Origin of the sequence: Curtobacterium sp. VKM Ac-2884, assembly GCF_015350945.1 — a bacterium.
In the GTDB taxonomy this organism is placed as follows: domain Bacteria; phylum Actinomycetota; class Actinomycetes; order Actinomycetales; family Microbacteriaceae; genus Curtobacterium.
Map to the genome: position 1 here is coordinate 754,226 of NZ_JADKSA010000002.1, position 19,202 is coordinate 773,427.

General features: G+C 71.5%; 17 protein-coding genes and 1 tRNA gene. 8 read left to right on the top strand and 10 right to left on the bottom strand.

Features of this window, described 5'->3' with window-relative positions:
• Nucleotides 1–142: 142 nt before the first annotated feature.
• Nucleotides 143–610, bottom strand: coding sequence for a DUF6264 family protein (locus ITJ60_RS08235; protein WP_111086304.1), 468 nt, complete (start codon nucleotides 608–610; stop codon nucleotides 143–145).
• Between the two features lie 10 nt (nucleotides 611–620).
• Nucleotides 621–1,493 (bottom strand): HpcH/HpaI aldolase/citrate lyase family protein, encoded by an 873-nt coding sequence (locus ITJ60_RS08240; protein ID WP_111086303.1) that lies wholly within the window; start codon nucleotides 1,491–1,493, stop codon nucleotides 621–623.
• A 141-nt stretch (nucleotides 1,494–1,634) separates the two neighbouring features.
• Between ITJ60_RS08240 and ITJ60_RS08245 the strand changes: the two genes are divergently transcribed.
• Nucleotides 1,635–5,507 (top strand): AAA family ATPase, encoded by a 3,873-nt coding sequence (locus ITJ60_RS08245; protein WP_194647566.1) that lies wholly within the window; start codon nucleotides 1,635–1,637, stop codon nucleotides 5,505–5,507.
• 367 nt (nucleotides 5,508–5,874) lie between these two features.
• On the top strand, nucleotides 5,875–6,459 hold the full coding sequence (locus ITJ60_RS08250; RefSeq protein WP_123671537.1) for a CDP-alcohol phosphatidyltransferase family protein: 585 nt from the start codon (nucleotides 5,875–5,877) through the stop codon (nucleotides 6,457–6,459).
• 141 nt (nucleotides 6,460–6,600) lie between these two features.
• Here ITJ60_RS08250 and mscL read toward each other — a convergent pair whose 3' ends face one another.
• From mscL to ITJ60_RS08265, 3 genes are all read right to left on the bottom strand, one after another.
• The gene (gene mscL, locus ITJ60_RS08255; RefSeq protein ID WP_194647567.1) at nucleotides 6,601–7,101 is read right to left on the bottom strand and encodes a large conductance mechanosensitive channel protein MscL; all 501 of its coding nucleotides are present in this window, start codon (nucleotides 7,099–7,101) and stop codon (nucleotides 6,601–6,603) included.
• A 71-nt stretch (nucleotides 7,102–7,172) separates the two neighbouring features.
• On the bottom strand, nucleotides 7,173–7,457 hold the full coding sequence (locus tag ITJ60_RS08260; RefSeq protein ID WP_123293362.1) for an FmdB family zinc ribbon protein: 285 nt from the start codon (nucleotides 7,455–7,457) through the stop codon (nucleotides 7,173–7,175).
• A 1-nt stretch (nucleotide 7,458) separates the two neighbouring features.
• Entirely contained in the window at nucleotides 7,459–8,043 is a 585-nt protein-coding gene (locus ITJ60_RS08265) for a 5-formyltetrahydrofolate cyclo-ligase (RefSeq protein ID WP_123293363.1), read from the bottom strand.
• 115 nt (nucleotides 8,044–8,158) lie between these two features.
• Between ITJ60_RS08265 and galU the strand changes: the two genes are divergently transcribed.
• The 5 genes from galU to ITJ60_RS08290 all read left to right on the top strand — a co-directional run bounded on the left by galU (nucleotide 8,159) and on the right by ITJ60_RS08290 (nucleotide 12,105).
• Complete coding sequence (galU, locus tag ITJ60_RS08270; RefSeq protein ID WP_123340808.1) at nucleotides 8,159–9,049, top strand: UTP--glucose-1-phosphate uridylyltransferase GalU; 891 nt, start codon at nucleotides 8,159–8,161, stop codon at nucleotides 9,047–9,049.
• A gap of 87 nt (nucleotides 9,050–9,136) precedes the next feature.
• Nucleotides 9,137–9,796 carry a GNAT family N-acetyltransferase gene (locus ITJ60_RS08275; RefSeq protein WP_194647568.1) on the top strand — a complete coding sequence of 220 codons (660 nt, stop codon included), beginning with the start codon at nucleotides 9,137–9,139 and terminating at the stop codon, nucleotides 9,794–9,796.
• Nucleotides 9,797–9,869: 73 nt separating this feature from the next.
• Nucleotides 9,870–10,961 (top strand): hypothetical protein, encoded by a 1,092-nt coding sequence (locus ITJ60_RS08280; protein ID WP_194647569.1) that lies wholly within the window; start codon nucleotides 9,870–9,872, stop codon nucleotides 10,959–10,961.
• Nucleotides 10,962–11,042: 81 nt separating this feature from the next.
• Nucleotides 11,043–11,118: transfer RNA gene (locus tag ITJ60_RS08285), tRNA-Ala, on the top strand.
• A gap of 159 nt (nucleotides 11,119–11,277) precedes the next feature.
• Nucleotides 11,278–12,105: a hypothetical protein gene (locus ITJ60_RS08290; protein ID WP_194647570.1), complete on the top strand. Its 828-nt coding sequence runs from the start codon at nucleotides 11,278–11,280 to the stop codon at nucleotides 12,103–12,105.
• Nucleotides 12,106–12,192: 87 nt separating this feature from the next.
• On the opposite strand, the gene ITJ60_RS08295 is transcribed toward ITJ60_RS08290, so the two are convergent.
• Nucleotides 12,193–12,576, bottom strand: a complete 384-nt coding sequence (locus ITJ60_RS08295) for a hypothetical protein (protein WP_123340806.1) — start codon at nucleotides 12,574–12,576, stop codon at nucleotides 12,193–12,195.
• Nucleotides 12,577–12,686: 110 nt separating this feature from the next.
• On the opposite strand from ITJ60_RS08295, the gene ITJ60_RS08300 reads away from it, so the two are divergent.
• Nucleotides 12,687–13,730 carry an amidase domain-containing protein gene (locus ITJ60_RS08300; RefSeq protein WP_194647571.1) on the top strand — a complete coding sequence of 348 codons (1,044 nt, stop codon included), beginning with the start codon at nucleotides 12,687–12,689 and terminating at the stop codon, nucleotides 13,728–13,730.
• 41 nt (nucleotides 13,731–13,771) lie between these two features.
• On the opposite strand, the gene ITJ60_RS08305 is transcribed toward ITJ60_RS08300, so the two are convergent.
• From ITJ60_RS08305 to ITJ60_RS08320, 4 genes are all read right to left on the bottom strand, one after another.
• Nucleotides 13,772–15,001, bottom strand: a complete 1,230-nt coding sequence (locus ITJ60_RS08305) for a hypothetical protein (protein ID WP_194647572.1) — start codon at nucleotides 14,999–15,001, stop codon at nucleotides 13,772–13,774.
• A 151-nt stretch (nucleotides 15,002–15,152) separates the two neighbouring features.
• Complete coding sequence (locus tag ITJ60_RS08310; protein WP_194647573.1) at nucleotides 15,153–17,015, bottom strand: glycoside hydrolase family 2 protein; 1,863 nt, start codon at nucleotides 17,013–17,015, stop codon at nucleotides 15,153–15,155.
• 87 nt (nucleotides 17,016–17,102) lie between these two features.
• Complete coding sequence (locus ITJ60_RS08315) at nucleotides 17,103–17,558, bottom strand: MaoC/PaaZ C-terminal domain-containing protein (RefSeq protein ID WP_132099016.1); 456 nt, start codon at nucleotides 17,556–17,558, stop codon at nucleotides 17,103–17,105.
• A 61-nt stretch (nucleotides 17,559–17,619) separates the two neighbouring features.
• Nucleotides 17,620–19,080: a CHAD domain-containing protein gene (locus ITJ60_RS08320; RefSeq protein WP_194647574.1), complete on the bottom strand. Its 1,461-nt coding sequence runs from the start codon at nucleotides 19,078–19,080 to the stop codon at nucleotides 17,620–17,622.
• Between the last annotated feature and the right edge of the window lie 122 nt (nucleotides 19,081–19,202).

Genomic DNA, 19,202 nt, shown 5'->3' on the forward strand with positions numbered 1-19,202 from the left:
CGTCGACGTCGTACGACGTCGACGGTGTCGCTGCTGCGCGCGCGCAACTGGTTGCGGTCGCAAGGAACGACGAACTCGTTGTCGTACGACGTCGGTCGTGTCGTTCAGAGTCGGTCCGGCGAGGCGCGGGTGCGCGACGGGGCTAGGCGCTCGCGGACACCGAGGACGACGCGGTCTCGTCGTCGGCGGCGTTCGCGAAGACGACCCCGCCCCACGTGATCACGGCGATCGCGAGCACGAAGCCGACCGCGGCGATCCACCACGACGACTTCCGGCGGATCCACGCGCCGATCGCCAGCACGATCGTGGCGACGCCGATCACGAACGCGCCGCCGACGGCGATGGCCGTGCCGCCGATGTACCCGCCGGGCGAGCACCCGGCCGAGGCATCGCAGGTCGCGGTCGCCGAGATGACCGCGATGATGCCGACGACGGCGGTGACGATCGTCATCACGGCACCGAAGGCCAGGAGCAGCACGGTGGAGATCCGGTCGGCGAGCTTCGCCGGCGGGAACAACGTGGTGCCGCTGCGCTCCCAGGCCGCGCGCTGCGGGTCCTGGGGGCCGGGCGAGGACTGCGGCGGACCGCCGGGGACGTTGGACCAGGTCATGGGAGCAGTCCTACCGCGCTTCGACGCCGAACGCCTGTGCGAGCCGCTGGATCTTCTGCGCCCGACCCAGGCGGGGCAGGTCGGAACCGTCGCGGATGACCTTGCCGCGGGCCTCGAAGTCGTCGAGGAAGTCCTGCGCCCAGGCGACGTCGGTCGGGGTGGGGGAGATGACCTCGTTGATGACGGGCAGCTGCTCGGTGTCCAGGCAGAGCTTGCCGGTCAGGCCGAGCGACACCGCGACCTGGGACTGCTCGCGCAGGATCGGGTGCGACGACCCCACCGTCGGGCCGTCGATCGGGCCGGGCAGGTCGCCGACGCGCGAGGCGACGACGAGCTTCGACCGCGGGTACGCCATCGCCAGGGTGTCGGCGCTCGTGCCGGTGTCGCGGCGGTAGTCGCCGGAGCCGAACGCCAGTCGGAACGCGCCCTGGGCCCGCGCGATCGAGACGGACTCCTCGATGCCGAGCGCCGACTCGACCAGCGCGATCACCGGGGTCTGGCCGCCGAGCCGGTGCCACGTGTCGGTGACCTGGGCCGGGGACTCGGTCTTCGCGAGCATCACGCCCTGCAGCCCGGGCAGGCCGCGGAGCTCCTCGACGTCGTCGGCCCAGAAGTCGGTCGTGACGTCGTTGATGCGGACCCAGGCTTCGCCGCCTCCGGCCAGCCACGCGGCGACGCCCTGCCGTGCCGAGGGCTTGGCTGCGGGGTCGACGGCGTCCTCGATGTCCAGGATGATCTGGTCGGCGCGGGACCGCTGGGACTTCTCGAACCGGTCGGTCGCGGTGCCGGAGACGAGCAGCCACGAGCGGGAGATCTCGGCGGGGACCGATCGACGCCGGTTCGGCGTGGGGGCGGACGGGGTGGTGCGGTCGTCGATGGCCATGTCCCGTTGGTACCACATCGGACGCGTCGGGCGCGGGCCCCGAGCGCTTCACCGTGCACCGGAAACCCCGAAACCTCGGTTCATTGCCAGAGAGGGCGCTCGTTCCCGCCTACAGTGTCGGATGTGTGGCGAGCGGACAGGGTGACCGACGGTGAGGACGACGTGAACGACGACGTCCCCGTCGAGGGTGCCCACGAGCGCCCCGACGACGAGCGAGACGACCGCGGTCAGCGAGACCACCGCGACGAGCGAGACGACCGAGACGAGCAGCAGGACGTGGACGAGGACCGGACCGACGACGAACCGGACCGCACGCTCCGCCCGGAACTGCAGCTGACCAGCCCGCAGGCGATCAGCCTCGGCGATCCCCGGCTGCAGGCGGGCAACGCGGCCGAACCGACGTGGGACGGCTGGCGCGGCCAGCTCACCGGCGTCGGCGGGACGAGTCCGCTCACCCACTTCAGCGACCACCCCCGCGCGCGCATCGAACTGTCGACGACGCACCCGGGCGGCCTCGCGCAGTTCATCACCGGCAAGACCACCTTGCTGTCCAGCCTGATCCGCGACGAGGTGGCGCTCCGTGCCGCTCGTGTCGCTGCCGGCCAGGTCGAGGCGAAGGGCACCGAGCTCGCCACCGTGCGCGGGATCGACGCCGTGAAGCTCGGCATCGGCATGGCCGACTGGAAGCACGGCGACGAGCAGTTCCGCGGCCCGGTGCTCCTGCGCCCGCTGGCGATCCGCCGCCACGGCCGTGACTTCGAGGTCCGGCTCCTCGGCGAACCGGTGCTCAACCCGGGTCTCGCCGATGCCCTGCACGAGCAGTTCGGCGTCATCCTCGACGCGCAGTCCTTCGTGGCGCTCGCGCAGCAGGACGGCTCGTTCACGCCGAACCCCGTCATCGACCGGCTGCGTGGCCTGACCGCGCACATCCCCGGCTTCTCCGTGCACGCCCGGCTCGTGGTCTCCACGTTCGCCGAGGTCGCGACCGGCCTGGTCGAGGACACCGGCGACCTGTCCCACCCCGTGCTCGACGCCCTGGCCGGCAACCCGAGCGCCAAGTGGCAGGTCGAGCAGTCGTACCACCCGGTCGAGCAGACCCCGTCGGACGAGCGCAGCCCGGAGACCGACACCCTGCTGCTCGACGCCGACGACGAGCAGGAGAACGTGATCGCGCAGATCGCGGCCGGCAACTCCATCGTCGTCAAGACCCTGCCCGGCACCGGCGGCACCCAGACGATCGTGAACGCCCTGGGCGGCCTGGTCGCCGCGAACAAGCGCGTCCTCGTGGTGAGCCCGCGCCGTGCGACCCTGCGGGGCATCGCCGCGCGCTTCGGCGAGGTCCAGCTGCCCGGCGTCGCGGTCACACCGTCGACCCTGCGCCGTGACGTCGTCCGTGCCATCGCCCGGAACGAGAAGGCGGCCCGTCCGAACCTGCGCGAGGTCGACGACGCCCTCGTCCGGCTCCGCAAGGTCCTGAAGGACTACCGCGGTTCGCTCACCCGCAAGGACGCCGACTTCGGCGTCTCGGTGCTCGACTGCCTGGTCGAGCTCTCGCGGCTGTCGCTCCTGCCGGTCCCGCCGTCGACGACCGCGCGGCTGTCGAAGCGGTCCGTGGCGTCCATGGTCGAGGGGCGCTCGCGCGTCGCCGAGACGATGGTCAGCGCGGCCAACCTCGGTGAGTTCCGCTACGGCCCCGACGACTCGCCCTGGTACGGCGCGAAGTTCTCCACCAGCGACGGCGCCCAGCGTGCCCACCGCATCGCGAAGGACCTCGACTCCGACGGGCTGCCGACGCTGCTCCGCCGCGCGCACGACCTCGTGAGCTCGACGCACATGCGCCAGTTCACGACGATCAACGAGCTCGGCATCTACCTGCGCCTGCTCACCGAGATCCGTGACACCCTCGACCGCTTCCTGCCGGTGGTCTTCGACCGCTCGGTGTCGGAGCTCGTCGCCGCCACCGCCCCACGTGGCGAGGGCGCTCCGATGTCGTCGACGAACCGCCGTCGCCTGAAGAAGCTCGCTCGTGAGTACGTCCGCCCCGGCGTGCACGTCTCCGACCTGCACGAGGCCCTGACCCGGGTGCAGCAGCAGCGCGTGCTGTGGCAGCGCTACGTCGCGGCCGGCGTGAACCCCGAGGTGCCCACGGGCATCGCGGACGTGCAGGTGCTGTTCTCGAACGTCGCCGAGGACCTCGCGCGGCTCGACGAGCCGCTCGGCCGGACCGACCGCGACCGTCAGCTCGCGAACACCCCGGTCGACCAGCTCCTCCCCACCATCGCCGAGCTCGCGGCCGAGTCCGACGTCCTGCACAACCTGCAGGAGCGCACCGAGCTCATGCAGACCCTGCGCGACCTGCAGCTCGAGCCGCTCATCACCGACCTGGCGAACCGCCACGTGCCGGACCTGCAGGTGCCGGCCGAGCTCGAGCTCGCCTGGTGGCAGTCCGCCCTCGAGACGATGCTCGAGTCCGACCGGGCCCTGCTCGGCGCGAACACCGACATGCTCGACCGGGTCGAGGCCGACTTCCGCCTCGTCGACGACGCCCACGCGGCCGGGGTCTCCCAGGGCCTGGCGTGGCAGCTCGCCGAGAACTGGAAGGTCGGACTCGTCGACTGGCCGGAAGAGGCCACCGCGCTGAAGACCCAGCTGCGCGAGGGTGCGATCACCTCGCGCCTGCTCCAGGACTCCGCACCGCACCTGTCCCGGTCGATCGCGCCCGTGTGGCTCGCGAGCCCGTACGAGGTGTCGCAGATCGCCGACACGATGCCGTTCGACACCGTGATCCTGGTCGACGCCGGCGCCGTGACCATCGCCGAGACCGTCGGAGCCGTCCGTCGTGCGCGCCAGACCGTCGTCTTCGGTGACCCGGTCACGCAGACGCCGTCGCCGTTTCGCATCGCGGTCGACCCCGAGCACCGTGCGTTGCAGGTCGACGAGGGCACCCTCGACGCCTTCCACGCCGACTCCGCCCTGGCGAAGCTCTCCACGCTGCTGCCGACCCTGTCGCTCTCGCGGTCGTACCGCGCCGGCGGCGAGGACCTGGCCGAGCTCGTCAACCGTCGCTTCTACGGCGGCAAGATCGAGTCGCTGCCGTGGGCCGGCTCGTTCCTCGGGCACGGCTCGATCGCGCTCGACTACGTCAGCGACGGCAAGGCCGTGCCGGACCCCGAGTCCGGCGCCGTCGAGAGCGTCGACGCCGAGGTGGACCGCGTGGTGCGCCTCGTCATCGACCACGCCCGCACCCGCCCGTCCGAGTCGCTCATGGTCATCACCGCCTCGGCGAAGCACGCCGTGCGCGTCGAGCAGGCCGTGCTGACCGCGGCGCAGGGCCACAAGGACCTGACCGAGTTCGTCATCGGCGACCGCGCCGAGCCGTTCATCGTGGCGACGCTCGAGCAGTCGGTGGCGCAGAGCCGCGACCGCGTCGTGTTCTCCATCGGCTACGGCCGCACCCCGCACGGCCGTGTCCTGCGCGACTTCGGTCCGCTCGGCAAGCCCGGCGGTGAGCGGCTGCTGGCGGTCGCGATGACCCGTGCGCGCCGCTCGATGGTGATCGTGACGTGCTTCCAGCCGTCCGACATCGAGGCCGAGCGCATGGGCCACGGCACCGTCGCCCTCGCCGAGATCCTGGCCGAGGTGCGTGCGCGCACCACCGCCGAGTACGTGCCGGACGACTCCGACCCGCTGCTCGTCGACCTGGCCCGCCGACTCGAGATGCGCGGCATCCCGGTCGCGCTCGGCCACCGCGGCAAGCTCGGCCTGGTGGCCGCGCACGGCGGGGTCTGCGTCACGATCGAGACCGACGCGTCGCTGGTCAAGGGGTCGCTGCGCGAGTCGCTCCGCCTCCGCCCGGAGGTCCTGCGCCGACTCGGATGGCACTACGTCCGCGTGCACGCGTTCCAGCTGTTCTCCGACCCGGACCGCGTCGCGAACACCGTCGCAGCCGTGCTCGGTGTCGACCGTGGCGCCACGCAGGAGATCTCGATCCCACCGATCCCCGCACGCCGATGAACACGCAGGATCTCGATCCCCGCGTGCCCGCCATCGGCCCCGCACGCCGATGACCGACCGGCCGAGTCGGCGGGCCTCCCGGCCCGCCGGTCCGGTGACGCCGGCGACGGACCAGCTGGTGGGCACGTGGACGCGAGCCGACGACGCGTCGTCAGCCGCGCCTCCCGTCCGGTCAGCGTCTGCGGAACGCGACACGGACGCCCTGTCGGGAGGCCCGGTGCGGCGCCGCAGACGCGTCACCACCCAGCCGGTGCCGGGTTCGGACCCCACCCCCGCGCCGGAGCCGGCGCGGCACGGAACCGGCGAGAACGATGTCCGTCTCCGGGCGGACGTCCCGCCCCACTGGTAGCAGGTAGCCTGGCCTGCGATGACTGACACCGTGCGGGAGCGCCCCGACTGGCAGACCTGGCCGAACCTGATCTCGCTGTTCCGGCTGCTGCTGATCCCGGTCTTCGTGTGGCTCGTCGTCGCCGGACACCCGGGCTGGGCGTTGGTCGCACTCGTCGTCATCGGCGTGAGCGACTGGGCGGACGGCTTCATCGCACGCAAGTTCGACCAGGGCTCGAAGCTCGGCAAGGCGATCGACCCCGTCGCCGACCGACTCGCCATCATCGCGATCGTGCTGTCGCTTGTGCTGACCGGCCTGCTGCCGTGGTGGGTCGTCGCCGTCGTCGTGCTCGTCGACCTGGTGCTCGTGGTGCTCTCCAGCGTGCTGTTCCACGGCAACCCGGACCTCGACGTCACGTGGACCGGCAAGATCCGCTCCGCGCTGCTCTTCGTGGGCCTGCCGGTGCTGCTGTTCTCGGCCGTGCACGCCGTCGACGAGAACGCGCCGTGGGTGCGGGTCGTCGCACTGGTCTTCGTCTACCTCGGCACCGTGGGCCACGTCCTCGCCGGCATCCAGTACGCCGTCGCGATGTTCGCCAAGCGGCGAGCGGTCACGGCCGCCTGACGCGCCCCCTGCCGCAGCGTGACGCCGGCTGCAGCCGGTAGCGCACGATCGCGCCCCTCCACGGGCATCGCGCCCCGAAGAGTCGGGGCGCGATGGCCGTGGAGGGGCGCGATCGCGGCGCTTTCGGCGGGGACGACCCTGCTAGAGCTTCGTCGAGCCGCCGATGCCGGGGCCCTCGGGAGCGGTGTTCGGGGCGATGTGCGCGCCGGTCCCCGTGCTCGTGGAGACACCGTTCTGGGATCGGAGCAGGTCGCGGATCTCGAGCAGCACCTCGACGTCCGTCGGGGGCACGTCCTGCGGGGTCTGCTCCTCGTCGTTCTTGACGCGCTCGAACGCCACCTTCTTCAGGTGGTTCACGGGCACGACGAGCGCGAAGTACACGACCGCGGCGACGATGACGAAGTTGAGCACCGCGCCGATGATCGCGCCGAACAGGATCTTCGCGTCCCCGCCGGAGACCGTCGGGATGTGGACGATGAGCGCCTTGTCGAGGCTCGAGGCGTTGAAGACCGCGCCGATCAGGGGGTTGATGAGGCTGGTGACGATCGCGGTGACGATCGCGGTGAACGCAGCACCGATGACGACTGCGACGGCCAGGTCGATGACGTTGCCGCGGAGCAGGAACTCCTTGAAGCCCTTCACGGGACTCCTTCCGGTCGAGGACAGTCGCCGGACGGCGACCCCAACAACCTATCGGCGAGGAGTGCTCGTGGTCAGGAGGCGCTGGGCTTCGGCGTGCTCGGCTTCGACTCGGTCTTGGCCGGGGTGGACTTCGTCTCCGACTTGGCCGGCGTGCTCGACGAGCCCTCGGACTTCGGCGCCGGGCGGGAGTCGGTGCGGTAGAAGCCGCCGCCGTTGAACGTCACGCCGACGGGGGAGAACACCTTGCGCAGGACACCACCGCACACCGGGCACTCGGTCAGGGTGGCGTCGGAGAACGACTGCTTGATGTCGAACGCGTTGTCGCACTCGGTGCAACGGTACGAGTAGGTGGGCACGTCAGCTCCGGAACGTGATGATGCGCGACGGCGTGATGATGCCGTCAACGGGTTCGTCGTGGGGTTCGCGCGGGACCTCGTCGAGGTACTCCGCGTCGAAGATCACAGCATAGACGGGCGGGCGCTTCGCCATGGACCCGAGGGTCTTGTCGTAGTAGCCGCGACCCCAACCCATCCGGACGCCGTCGTGCCCGACCGCAGCCGCGGGGGCGAGGATCGCGTCGACGTCGTTGATGGCGATCGGTGACAGGACCTCGCCGACGACCTCCGGCATGCCGAAGATGCCCTCGGTCTCGCTCTCACCGTCGCCGACGGCCCAGTCGAGCAAGCCGTCCTCGCGCGTGACCGGCAGGAGCACCCGGATGTCGTGCGCGAACGCCCAGTTCAGGAACGGCCGGACGTTCGGCTCGTCCGACGCCGACAGGTACAGCGCGAGCGAGGTGACCTGGCGCTCCTCGGCGAAGCGCTGCAGGGTCGCGGTGAGCGCCGCACTGTCCGCGTCGCGTTCCGTCGTGGTCCGGGTGCGCCGCCGCTGCCGGAGTTCGGCTCGAAGGGCGCGCTTCTCGTTCCCGAGATCAGCGATCATGCGCAGGAGTCTACCGAGCGCATCCGTTGCGGCTTCCCGCCGGGTAACGCGCTGATGCCGTGTCCCCAGGAGCGACGACATGCCCCGGAAACCCGGATCGGATACGGTCTGGGGTATGGGCTTCCAGATTTCCAAGGCGGTGATCCCAGCAGCAGGGCTGGGCACTCGCTTCCTCCCCGCGACCAAGGCGATGCCGAAGGAGATGCTCCCCGTCGTCGACAAGCCAGCGATCCAGTACGTGGTGGAAGAGGCGGTCGGCGCAGGACTCACCGACGTCCTGATGATCACGGGCCGCAACAAGAACGCACTCGAGAACCACTTCGACCACGTGTCGGAGCTCGAGGAGACCCTCAAGAAGAAGGGTGACCACGAGAAGCTGCAGAAGGTCAACCAGTCGACGGACCTCGCCGACATGCACTACGTGCGCCAGGGTGACCCGCTCGGCCTCGGCCACGCGGTGCTCCGCGCGAAGATGCACGTCGGCCGCGAGCCGTTCGCCGTGCTCCTCGGTGACGACATCATCGACGCCCGCGACCCGCTGCTCAAGCGCATGATCGAGGTCCAGGGCGAGAAGAACGCCACGATCGTCGCGCTGCTCGAGGTCCCCGAGTCGCAGACCCACCTGTACGGCATCGCCACGGTCGAGCCGACCGACACCGACGACGTCGTGAAGATCACCGGGCTCGTCGAGAAGCCCCCGCAGGGCGAGGCGCCCTCGAACCTGGCGATCATCGGCCGCTACGTCATCCGCCCCGAGGTCTTCGACGTCCTCGAGAAGCAGGAGCCCGGCAAGGGCGGCGAGATCCAGCTCACCGACGCGCTCATGAAGATGGCGAGCGCCGAGGAGTGGACCGGCGGCGTGTACGGCGTCGTGTTCCGTGGACGCCGGTACGACACCGGTGACAAACTCGACTACATCAAGGCGATCGTGCAGCTCGCCTCGGACCGCGAAGACCTCGGCCCCGACCTCAAGTCGTGGCTGAAGGAGTTCAACGCGGGCGAATGAGTCGGCCATCCCGCCCGGGACCGTGCACACGGACCCGGGCGGGACACCCCGTCCCGCACAGCGGCGGGATCCCGGAGGAACCAAGCGATGACGACGATCCCGACCCTGTCCCACGGGCGGGTCACCATCCGGCCCCTCCGGCTCCGTGACACGCGCGACCTCGACCTCGCGCTCGCGTCGAACCGTTCGTGGCTCCGCACCTGGGAGGCCACGAACCCCTCAGGACACGTCTCCACCGACGTCCGCGGCAGCATCCGCGCGCTCCAGGCCAACGCCCGCGCGGGACTCGGACTGCCGTTCGCGATGGAGCTCGACGGCCAGTTCGTCGGGCAGCTCAACGTCTCCGGCATCACCTACGGGTCACTGGCCAGCGCCTCGATCGGCTACTGGGTCGTCGAGGACGCCGCCGGACACAACGTGACCCCGATCTCGGTCGCCCTCGCCGTCGACCACTGCTTCCGCGCGGTCGGCGTGCACCGCATCGAGATCTGCATCCGGCCCGAGAACGCCCCGTCCCTGCGCGTCGTCGAGAAGCTCGGGTTCCGGTACGAAGGGCTGCGTCGCCGGTACATCCACATCAACGGGGACTGGCGCGACCACTTCTGCTTCGCGCTCGTCGCCGAGGAGGTCCGCGAGGGCGTCCTCGAGCGCTGGGTCCGCGGGCAGGTGCCACCCGGCCTCGGCGCCGTACCGCTCGCCGCCCGCGACGAAGCGGCGTTGCCGATCACCACGACGCCCCGGCTGTAGATTCCGCCGCGACAAGCGCAACACGCGTTCCGCAATCACGCGACGGGGATACCCCCGCCCCTACCGTGTCCCCATGGCAGGAATCGGCTCGTGGGGTGGCGGCATCGTCCTGCTCGTCGCGGCCGTCCTCTGGCTCGTCTACCTGATGCCCTCGTGGGCCGCCCGACGCCAGTACCTCGCCACCGAACGCAACGCGATCCGGTTGCAGCAGACCCTGCGGATCCTGGCGCAGACCGCCGAACTGCCCGACGAGGTCCGTGTCGAGATGAACGCGAAGTCCCTGGCCGAGGCGCAGCGCGTCGCCCGGTCCGAAGAGGCCAAGCGCACCGCCATCGTCCGCGCTCACGAGGCCGCACGTCAGCGGGAGATCACCCGCCGGCTCGCCGAGCAGGCCCCCGTCCTCGAGCGTGCGTCGTCGGTGCCCGCACTGACCGCGATGCGCATGCGCCGCTCCCGCCTCGGAGCCACCCTGTTCGGCACGCTCGGCGTCGTCGTCGCGCTGGTCGTCTTCGTCGCGTCGCCCGCCCTGTGGCTCGTCGGTGTCGCCGGGCTCCTCGCCGCGGGTGGGTCCGCAGCGGTCCTGGCCCAGCTGCACCAGGTGGCGACGGCACGGAAGACCCGTGTCGCGGCGGCCGAGGCGGGCGCGACCCGTGCCTCCCGGCCCGCGAGCACGTGGACGGACCCGGCGCCGCCGCTGTCGACCGAGCAGTCCGCAGAGCCCGCGGAGGACCGCAGCTGGACCCCGAACCGGGTGCCGAAGCCGCTGTACGTGGAGCGTCCGACAGCGCCCGCTGCCTCGCCGGAGTCGTCGGCCGAGCTCGCCGCGCGACTCAAGGAGCGCGTCGCCGAGGCCAAGGCCGAGGCCGAGGCGGAAGCTGCTGCCATCCGCGCAGGCGAGGCCGACCCGTCACTCGCCACCGTGTCCCGGATGCGTCCGGAGCTCGAGGACGCTGCCGCGTCGCTGTCCGCCCACGACCAGGGGCGTCTCGCCGAGCGGCTGGGGCTGCGGGCTCCCGCCGTCCCGGAGCTCGTCGCCGAGACGCCGGACGAGCCGACCACGCCGCCGGGCCCCCCGAGCAAGTGGGCCGGCATGGGCGTCCTGGACGACGACGCGTACCAGCAGGCCGATCTCGACGCGATCATGCGTCGGCGCCGCGCGGTCTGACCCGCGGCACCAGCGGCACGCCGAACGGCTCTCCACGATTTCGGATCGGCCGAACGGTGGTGCTAGTGTGATCGAGCACTTGGGGCTATGGCGCAGTTGGTAGCGCGTCTCGTTCGCAATGAGAAGGTCAGGGGTTCGAATCCCCTTAGCTCCACCAGGTAGCAACACGAACGGCCCGGAACCCACAGGTTCCGGGCCGTTCTGCTGTCGTCGTGCTGTGGACGAACAGGGGTGGTGTGTTGTCCGACGCACCGCCTTAGACTCCCCGTGCGCCGGTGGGCGCTTCCGGCCCGCCGGGCCCGACCAGGGGGAGAGCATGTTCCGTATCAGTCGTCTCATCGCGACCGTCGCGACCACGGTGGTCGTCGTCGCCGGCATCGTCGCCGTCGGTCCGTCCTCCACCGCGTCGGCAGCGGTCACCCCGCTGGGAGTCGACATCTCCTGGCCGCAGTGCGGCCGCCAGGTCCCGACCGACCAGGCGTTCGGCATCGTCGGCGTCAACGGCTCCCTCGGCAACACCACGAACCCGTGCCTCGCCGAACAACTCGCGTGGGCTGGGCGGTCGGTCGGGGGCTCGGCCCAGCCGAAGACGCAGCTGTACGTGCTGTTCGCCAATCCGGGCCTCGCAGCGTCGGTCTGGCCCACGTCGAACAGCTACCAGGGCACGGTGCCCACCAACCCGTTCGGCAAGTGCGTGACCAAGGGTGGCAAGAAGCAGGTCACCCTGGCGTGCTCCTTCATGTACGGGTACGCCCGCGGGTACGACGACGTGAAGAGCCGTGGCGTCGCGAGCCCGTCCGCGTACCGCTGGTGGCTCGACGTCGAGACGGGGCTGTCGTACCAGCGGGACACCGCCCAGAACCGTGCGGCGATGCAGGGCATGATCGTCGGGCTCAAGGCCGGTGGCGTGCGCACGATCGGTATCTACTCGAACGGTTCGCAGTGGAAGACCATCGCGGGCACGGTCAAGTCGAGCAGCCCGCTGCGCGGCCGGTCGAACTGGATCGCGATCGGCAAGGGCACGATCACCAAGGCACGGAAGACCTGCGCCGGGACACCTCTGTCCGGCGGCAAGATCGCGATGGTCCAGGTCGAGGTCCCCTACGGGTCCAGGACCATCGACCGCGACGTCTCCTGCACCTGACCGCCTCGAGGCCGACAGGCCCGGCGCCAGCTGGCACCGGGCCCGTCGTCCGTCATCGTGCCGAGCGGACCCGTCACGGCCTGAGCGTCAGCTCGCGAAGCTGTCCGTCAGGACACCCGCCTGCGCGAAGGACGTGTGGATCGCGTTCGCGGCCTGCTCGAAGGCGCGGTTGCCACGCGAGATCCCGATCGCCCCGCCCTTGATCGCGGACTTGCCGGAGCCGCGCAGCAGTCGAGCGACGGTGCGGCCGTCCGCGGTGACCATGATCTGCACGTCGAGCCGGGTGTGGAAGGTGCGGTCGTTCGCGAGCCCGCCGATGAGCAGCGTGAGGCCCATGCTGCCGCGCGTGGCCCGGAGTGCGCCCTGCTCGGCGTCGTCGACGGTGTAGCCCTCGCGGGCGAGGGCCTCGCGCACCCGTGCGCGAGCGGTCTCGGGGTCGGTGGCGACGAAGAAGTCGTGGCTCTCGGGCATGGTCTGCTGATCCTCTCGAACGCGTCCGTGCGGACACGGAGGACGCTCGCCCCCCGGAGACGATCATGCCGTGTCGGGACGTCAGGTGCGTCGCTTACGCTGGCTGTGTCATGACTGCCTCGATGAACCGCCGCGCACTCCTGTCCCTCGCCGGTGTCGCCGGGATCGGGCTCGCGGTCGCCGCGTGCTCGTCCGGCAGCGACGATGCCGGCAAGAAGGACGGCAGCAAGGCTCCGGTCGGCGGCGAGACGACGTCGTCCCCGTCCGCGAAGCCGGTGGCGAAGTCCCTCACCCCGGCGCAGGTCCCGCTCGTCGGCGGCGTCACGGTCACCGTCGCTGGCACCGGCCTCGCCGCGGTCAAGGGCGTCACGGTCGGCGGGGTGGCCGCGCGCGACGTCACGGCCACGGGCACGAAGGTCACCTTCACGGCCCCGCACCAGGCGATGTACACCGCTGGTGACGCCGCCGTCGCGCTCTTCACCGAGTCGATCGAGCCGAGCCCGTCCGCCAACCAGTCGTCCGACGGCAACGGCAGCGCCGCGAACGACGGGCAGACCGGCGCGACGCAGGACTCGGCCACGGCGACACCGACCCCCACGGCTGCGCCGGTGCCCGATGCGTCCACCGCGGTGGCGACGTCGTCGATGGCCTACGCCGCGCTGACCGACGTCGACCGGCAGCTCCAGTACGCGATGGCGCACTGGAAGGACTACAACCTGTCCGAGTACGGCACCATGAACCCGATCGGTGGCGACTGCGCGAACTACGTCTCCCAGACGCTCATCGCCCGCGGTTGGGAGCAGCGCTCCGACTGGTACAACCGGGCTGCCGGTGCCGAGCACAGTGCCACGTGGACGTACTGCCCGACGATGGACCCGTGGCTCGAGACGAACGCCGCGGAGTTCGGTCTGACGCGTCGGAGCTCGGACGAGCGCGACGAGGTCAAGGTCGGCGACATCGTGTTCTACGACTGGAACGCGAACGGATCTCCGGACCACACCACCATCGTGTCCGAGGTCTTCACCGAGCCCGACGGCACCATCCGCATCAAGTCGGCGAGCCACAACCAGGACGGCCCGTACCGCGACCTCGACGAGATGATCACGGTGCAGCACCCGGGCGGGACGGCCTGGTTCCACACCTTCGACGCCTAGCCCGACGGGCCCGCGCAGCGCTCAAGCGCACCGCGAGCCGCTCAGGGGTACCCGAGGAACCAGAGCAGAACGATGGCGACCGGCTGCAGGCACACCCCGACCACGAGCCACGTCACCGCTCGCCGCCGCGTCCGGACGAACACGTCCGACCCGAGCACCGGCGCCATCGGCATGAGCAGCCGCGGCAACGACTGCTGCGGCAGGAACACCGCGACCAGGTACAGCCCGTACGACGCCGTGAACGCGAGGACGTCCGGTCCGAGGGCCCGGGTGCTCCTGCGCGAGAAGAACCACACGGCGCCGGCGAGCACCGCGACGACGAGCACGATGCCGAGCGGTCCGAGCCACGTCGAGGCCATCGTGAACCACGGCGTCAGCGGGGCGAAGTGCTGTCGCCCGACGAACCCCACCCACCACGACAGTTCGGTGTCCAGGTAGGCGTTCGGCCGCCCGGTCACCGCCGAGGCGATCACCGGCCACGCCAGACCCGCCGCCGCGACGAGGAGGCCGGACGCCACGATCGTGATGCGGTCACGCCACGGGAACACCTCGGCAGGTCGAGCAGACCGGCGGGACCCGACCCACCGGACGACCAGGTGCACGGCCAGCGCCACCGCCAACGCGAGGACCCCGGGTTTCGTGAACGCCGCGACCACCCCGAGCGGCGCGATCAGCCAGTACCGACGCCGCACCAGCGCCAGCAGCGCGCCGAACAGCAGCACGAGCAGCAGGCTCTCGGCGTAGGCGACCTGCAGCAGGAACCCGGTCGGTGCGAACGCGAACAGTGCCGTGGCCCAGCGGGCCCGGTGCGAGCAGCCCACCGCGAGCACGAGCCGGTACAGCAGCACGCAGGCCCCGGCGCCCGCGATCGTCGCGACGAGCACGCCCGCGACCCAGAACGACGCCCCCGTCAGGGCCATGACGACGCGCACGACGGCCGGGAACACCGGCAGGAACGCCCAGGCGTTCGGCGCGACGTGGCCCGCGGCGTCGAGGGGGAGTGTGGCCGGGTACCCGTGCTCCGCGATCGTCCGGTAGAACGAGGCGTCCCACGATCCGGAGAACGTGAAGAACGACGGGTCCTGCCGGTACGACGCGAACGTCCAGTCGTTCGCGGTCGCCAGCACGTACATGGTGGCGAGCAGCAACGTGCTCACCAGGCGCGAGGCGGCCCAGATGAGCAGGGGCGCGGTCCACGCGCTGCGGGGTCCGGTCAGCAGGCTGCGCACCCCCGACCGGGAGGCCCGGCTCGTCTCCGCCACGCTCGTCACCCGCCCGATCCTCGCAGACCAGGGCCCGTGCCCGCGCCAGCGGGCGGCCATGCGTCGGGCCGCGCGCCGACCTGCGTGCATCGTGAGCAGCAATGGTCGGGTCCGTCTGCCGGACCCGACCATTGCTGCTCACCAAGTGTGGGCCTCCCGGCTAGCGACCGGTGACCGCGCGACGGATCTGCTCGATCGGGACCTTCGGGGAGCGGTCGGCGTTGAGCAGGCCGTTGGTCTCCTGCATGGTGTCGGTCAGCTGCGTGTAGCAGGAGCCGGCCAGGAAGGAGCTCGCCCGGATCGCGTCGTACAGCGCCGTGATGCGGGTGACCCAGTCGTCGCCGTCGCTGGCCGAGGTGTAGCCCCAGCCGTCCTCCCGCTGTGCACCCGGCTGGTAGTTCACGCCACCGAACTCGGTGAGCATCACCGGCTGGCCGAGGTCCTGCGCGCCACCCACGAGCACCCAGCGGTCCGCCGGGCCGAAGTGGGCGAACAGTGCCGTGCGCGCGGCATCGTCCGCGTAGGTCTTCGCGAGGGCATCGCCGGCACCCTCGTAGTCGTGGACCGTGACGATGTCGGAGTTGGTGTGCTCCCACCCGTCGTTCGAGATCACCGGACGCGTCGGGTCGATCGCCCGTGTGACGTCGGCCAAGGACCGGGCGTAGGCCTGCTGCGCCGGGTCGGTGGCGATGTGCTGCACGCCCCAGCTCTCGTTCGCCGGCACCCACGTGACGATCGACGGGTGTGAGGCATCACGCTCGACGGCGTCCATCCACTCGCGCATCAGGCGCTGGACGGCACGCGGCGAGAAGGCGTAGGCGCCGGGGGCCTCGCCCCAGACCAGGATGCCGAGCCGGTCCGCCCAGTACAGGAACCGGGGGTCCTCGATCTTCTGGTGGTTGCGGGCCGCGTTGAAGCCGAGCTCCTTGATGAGCTCGACCTCGCGGCGCAACGCCTCGCGCGACGGTGCGGCGATGTGCGAGTCCGGCCAGTAGCCCTGGTTCAGGACACTGCGGACGTCGTAACTGCGGCCGTTCAGCAGGAAGGTGCCGCCGTCGACGCCGACGGTGCGGAGTCCGAAGTAGGACGCGACGGAGTCGATCGGCGTCGCGCCGGTACGGGGGAGCAGCGAGACCGTGGCGTCGACCAGGCGCGGGGCGTCCGGGGTCCAGTGCAGTTCGTCCTCGGCCTGCCCGTTCGTCTGGCGCGAGATCGGCACGACCACGTCGAACTCGTCCGAGGTGTCGTCGAGCGTGGCCTCGACGGTGGCGAGGTGCTCGTCGCGCTCGTCCCACCGGGCGACGATGCGCAGGCGCTCGCCGCCGGTGCGGTGGCCCGCGATCCGGACCGTCAGGCGGACGGTGGCGTGGTCGACGTTCGTCCAGCGCAGGTACTCGATCGAGGCGGTCGGCACGGCTTCGAGCCACACGGTCTGCCAGATGCCCGTGGTGCGGCGGTACCAGATGGCGTGCGGGTCCTCGTGCCAGTCCTGCTTGCCGCGGGGCTGGGTCAGGTCGTGCGGGTCGTCCTCGGCGCGGACGACCAAGGTGTGGACGGCGTCGGGGTCGGTGGCGAGGGCGTCGGTCACGTCGAAGGAGAACGGCGTGTGGCCGCCCTCGTGCTCGCCGACGAACTGGCCGTCGATCCAGACGCGGGCGCGGTAGTCGACGGCGCCGAAGTGCAGGACGAGTCGGGGTGCGGCGGTGCCGTGTCCGGCTGCCTCGAGGTCGGCGCGGGTGATCGCGCGGGAGTACCAGACCACGGGGTGGAAGCCGGGCTCGTCGATGCCCGAGGCGACGGACTCGGGCGGGAACGGCACGACGATGTCGCGGGCGTCGGGGAACCCGGTGCGCCAGGCGGTGTCGTCGCCGTCGTTCCGGAAGGACCACGTGCCGTCGAGGTCGGCCCAGGCGGTGCGGAGCATCTGTGGCCGGGGGTACGTGCCGTCCTGCCGCGAGGCGAGGGGGAGTGCGGGAGCGGATGCGGTGTCAGGTGCGGCCACGGTGCCGTCGAGCGTGCTCATGGGTCCATGCTCCCGCGCCGGTACATCGTTGTAAAGAGCGTCGCAACGATTGCCATCCGGAGAACCCGGCGGGTGCTCGGGGCGACGTCAGGCGATCGCGGCGTCGCGCGTCAGGACCATCACGTCCATGCGTCCCTGCTGCACGACGTCGCCGCGCTGGTTCCGCAGCGAGACCGTCCGCTCGACGATGCCGGTCGTGCCGGAGCTCGTCAGGCGCGTCGACAGGATCTCGACCTCGCAGGTCACGGTGTCCCCGATGAACACCGGCGCGGTGAACCGCCACTGGTCGATCCCGAGCAGTGCCACGGCCGACCCCTCGAACACCCCGGTCCGTGCGATCAGCCCCAGGCAGAGCGAGGTGCCGAGCAAGCCGTGCACGATCCGCTGGCCGTACCGGGTCTTGCCGGCGAACTCGACGTCGGTGTGCACCTGGTTGTTGTCGTTCGTCCACGAGGCGAAGGACACGACGTCCGCCTCGGTGATCGTGCGACCCGGGGTCGTGAAGGTCTGTCCGGCGGCGAGGTCCTCGAGGTAGTGGGGCACGCCTGCGATTCTCGCAGAGCAGCCCGACGAGCAGCGCGCCGAGCCTCACGCTCGGCAGCGCTCACAGCCGGGCGAGCACCTTCCGCGATCGTCGCAGCCCCCGCTCGAGCACCGCGTGCTCGGCCGTCGCCAGCGCCCCGTACCCGAAGGTGTCGGCGCCGTCCCGAGCCGCGGGCCCGGACAGCTGCCGGTAGGCCTCCGCCGCGTGGGCCGCGTCGAGGGCGTCACCGAGTGTCTCCTGCACCCGCCGCAGTCGGCCGAGCCGTCGCTTCCCGAGGTCGGCTACGTCACCGGCTGCCTGCAGCGCGTACCGCAGGCGCCGTGCCGCCTTCCGGATCTCGTGCAGGACGTCGAGACCCGCCGCCCCACCGTCGACCAGTTCTCGGACCCGAGAGCGCTCGCGGTCGATGCGCTTCGCGACGAAGGCGGCGGCGTCGTCGTCGGCGTGCGGTCCGGCCGGCGCACGGAGCAGCAGCTGGTCGACCGCGTCGAGGGTGCGGAACCAGTCGTCCGAGCGCAGCGCCTGGCGGAGTTCCGCTGCGGCCGCACTGCGGAGTGCCGCCGCCTGCGCGCCGATCCGGTCCAGCGTCGGCGCGTCGACGAAGCCGTCGGGGGCCCGCGCCGCCGACCGGAACAGCCCGCCGTGCAGGACCTCGGCATCGCGGGCGACACCGGCGACGCGTCCGGCCTCGGCGAGGGCGGCCCGCAGTGCCTCGGTCGCCTCACGGTCGAGCGCTCCGCGGTACGCCGCGAGCACGCTCCGCAGTCGACGGACCACCTTCCGGAAGTCGTGCACCGACTCGTGGTCGTCGGCGCGGACCCGGGGGTCGACCGCGACGAGGTCGGCGCGCAACGACTCGAGGACCCGCAGCACGAACGCCGCAGCGGTGCCCGAACGGGGTCGCTTCGCCCGGATGCCGCGCCGCTCCGGTGCGAGCACGGGTGCGGGCGGGACCGCGACCGCCGAGGTCGACGGCGGCTCGGTGGCCGCGTCGTCCAGGGCCCGCTCGGCCGCTCGCGCCGTGGTGCCGTCCCGCCCGTCGTCCGACAGCGCCCACCACCGTGCGGACCGCAGCACGGAGGTGTCCGGGTCGCCTTCGTCCACGCGGACGTCGGCGATCTCGGCCCGCACCCGACCGTCCTTGCCGCGCAGGGTCACGAGCGTCGTCGTGGTGTCCCGGACGCGGACCGTCGCCACCGCCCGCCCGCGCAGGAACACCTCGATCCCGTCACGCGGGGGCTGCTCGCGGTCCGGTCGATCGAGGTCCGCGCCCACCGGTTCCGGGCCGTCGCCGTGGTCGAGGCTCCAGGAACCGTCCTGGGCGCGGGTGAGCGTCACCCCTTCGGCCGCGAGCACGCGCTCGTCGGAGTCCCACACGGTCTCGCGGAGCGTCACGGGCTCGTGCCGTTCGACGGCGGATGCGAGGGGCTCGAGTGCCGGCAGTCGGCGGTCGTCGGGGATCCGCCAGCTCCGGCGGGGATCGGTGCGGGCGGTGTCGGGGGCGGGCTGCTGGCTCGGCATGTCCGCAAGTGTCGTCCCCCGGCGCCCGTGCGGTCCGAGCGCGGGCGCGTTCTGTGGACGGGCGGCCCAGAACCGCGAGCTGTGCAGGGATGAGTGGCGGACTCGGCACCTCGCCAGCACTC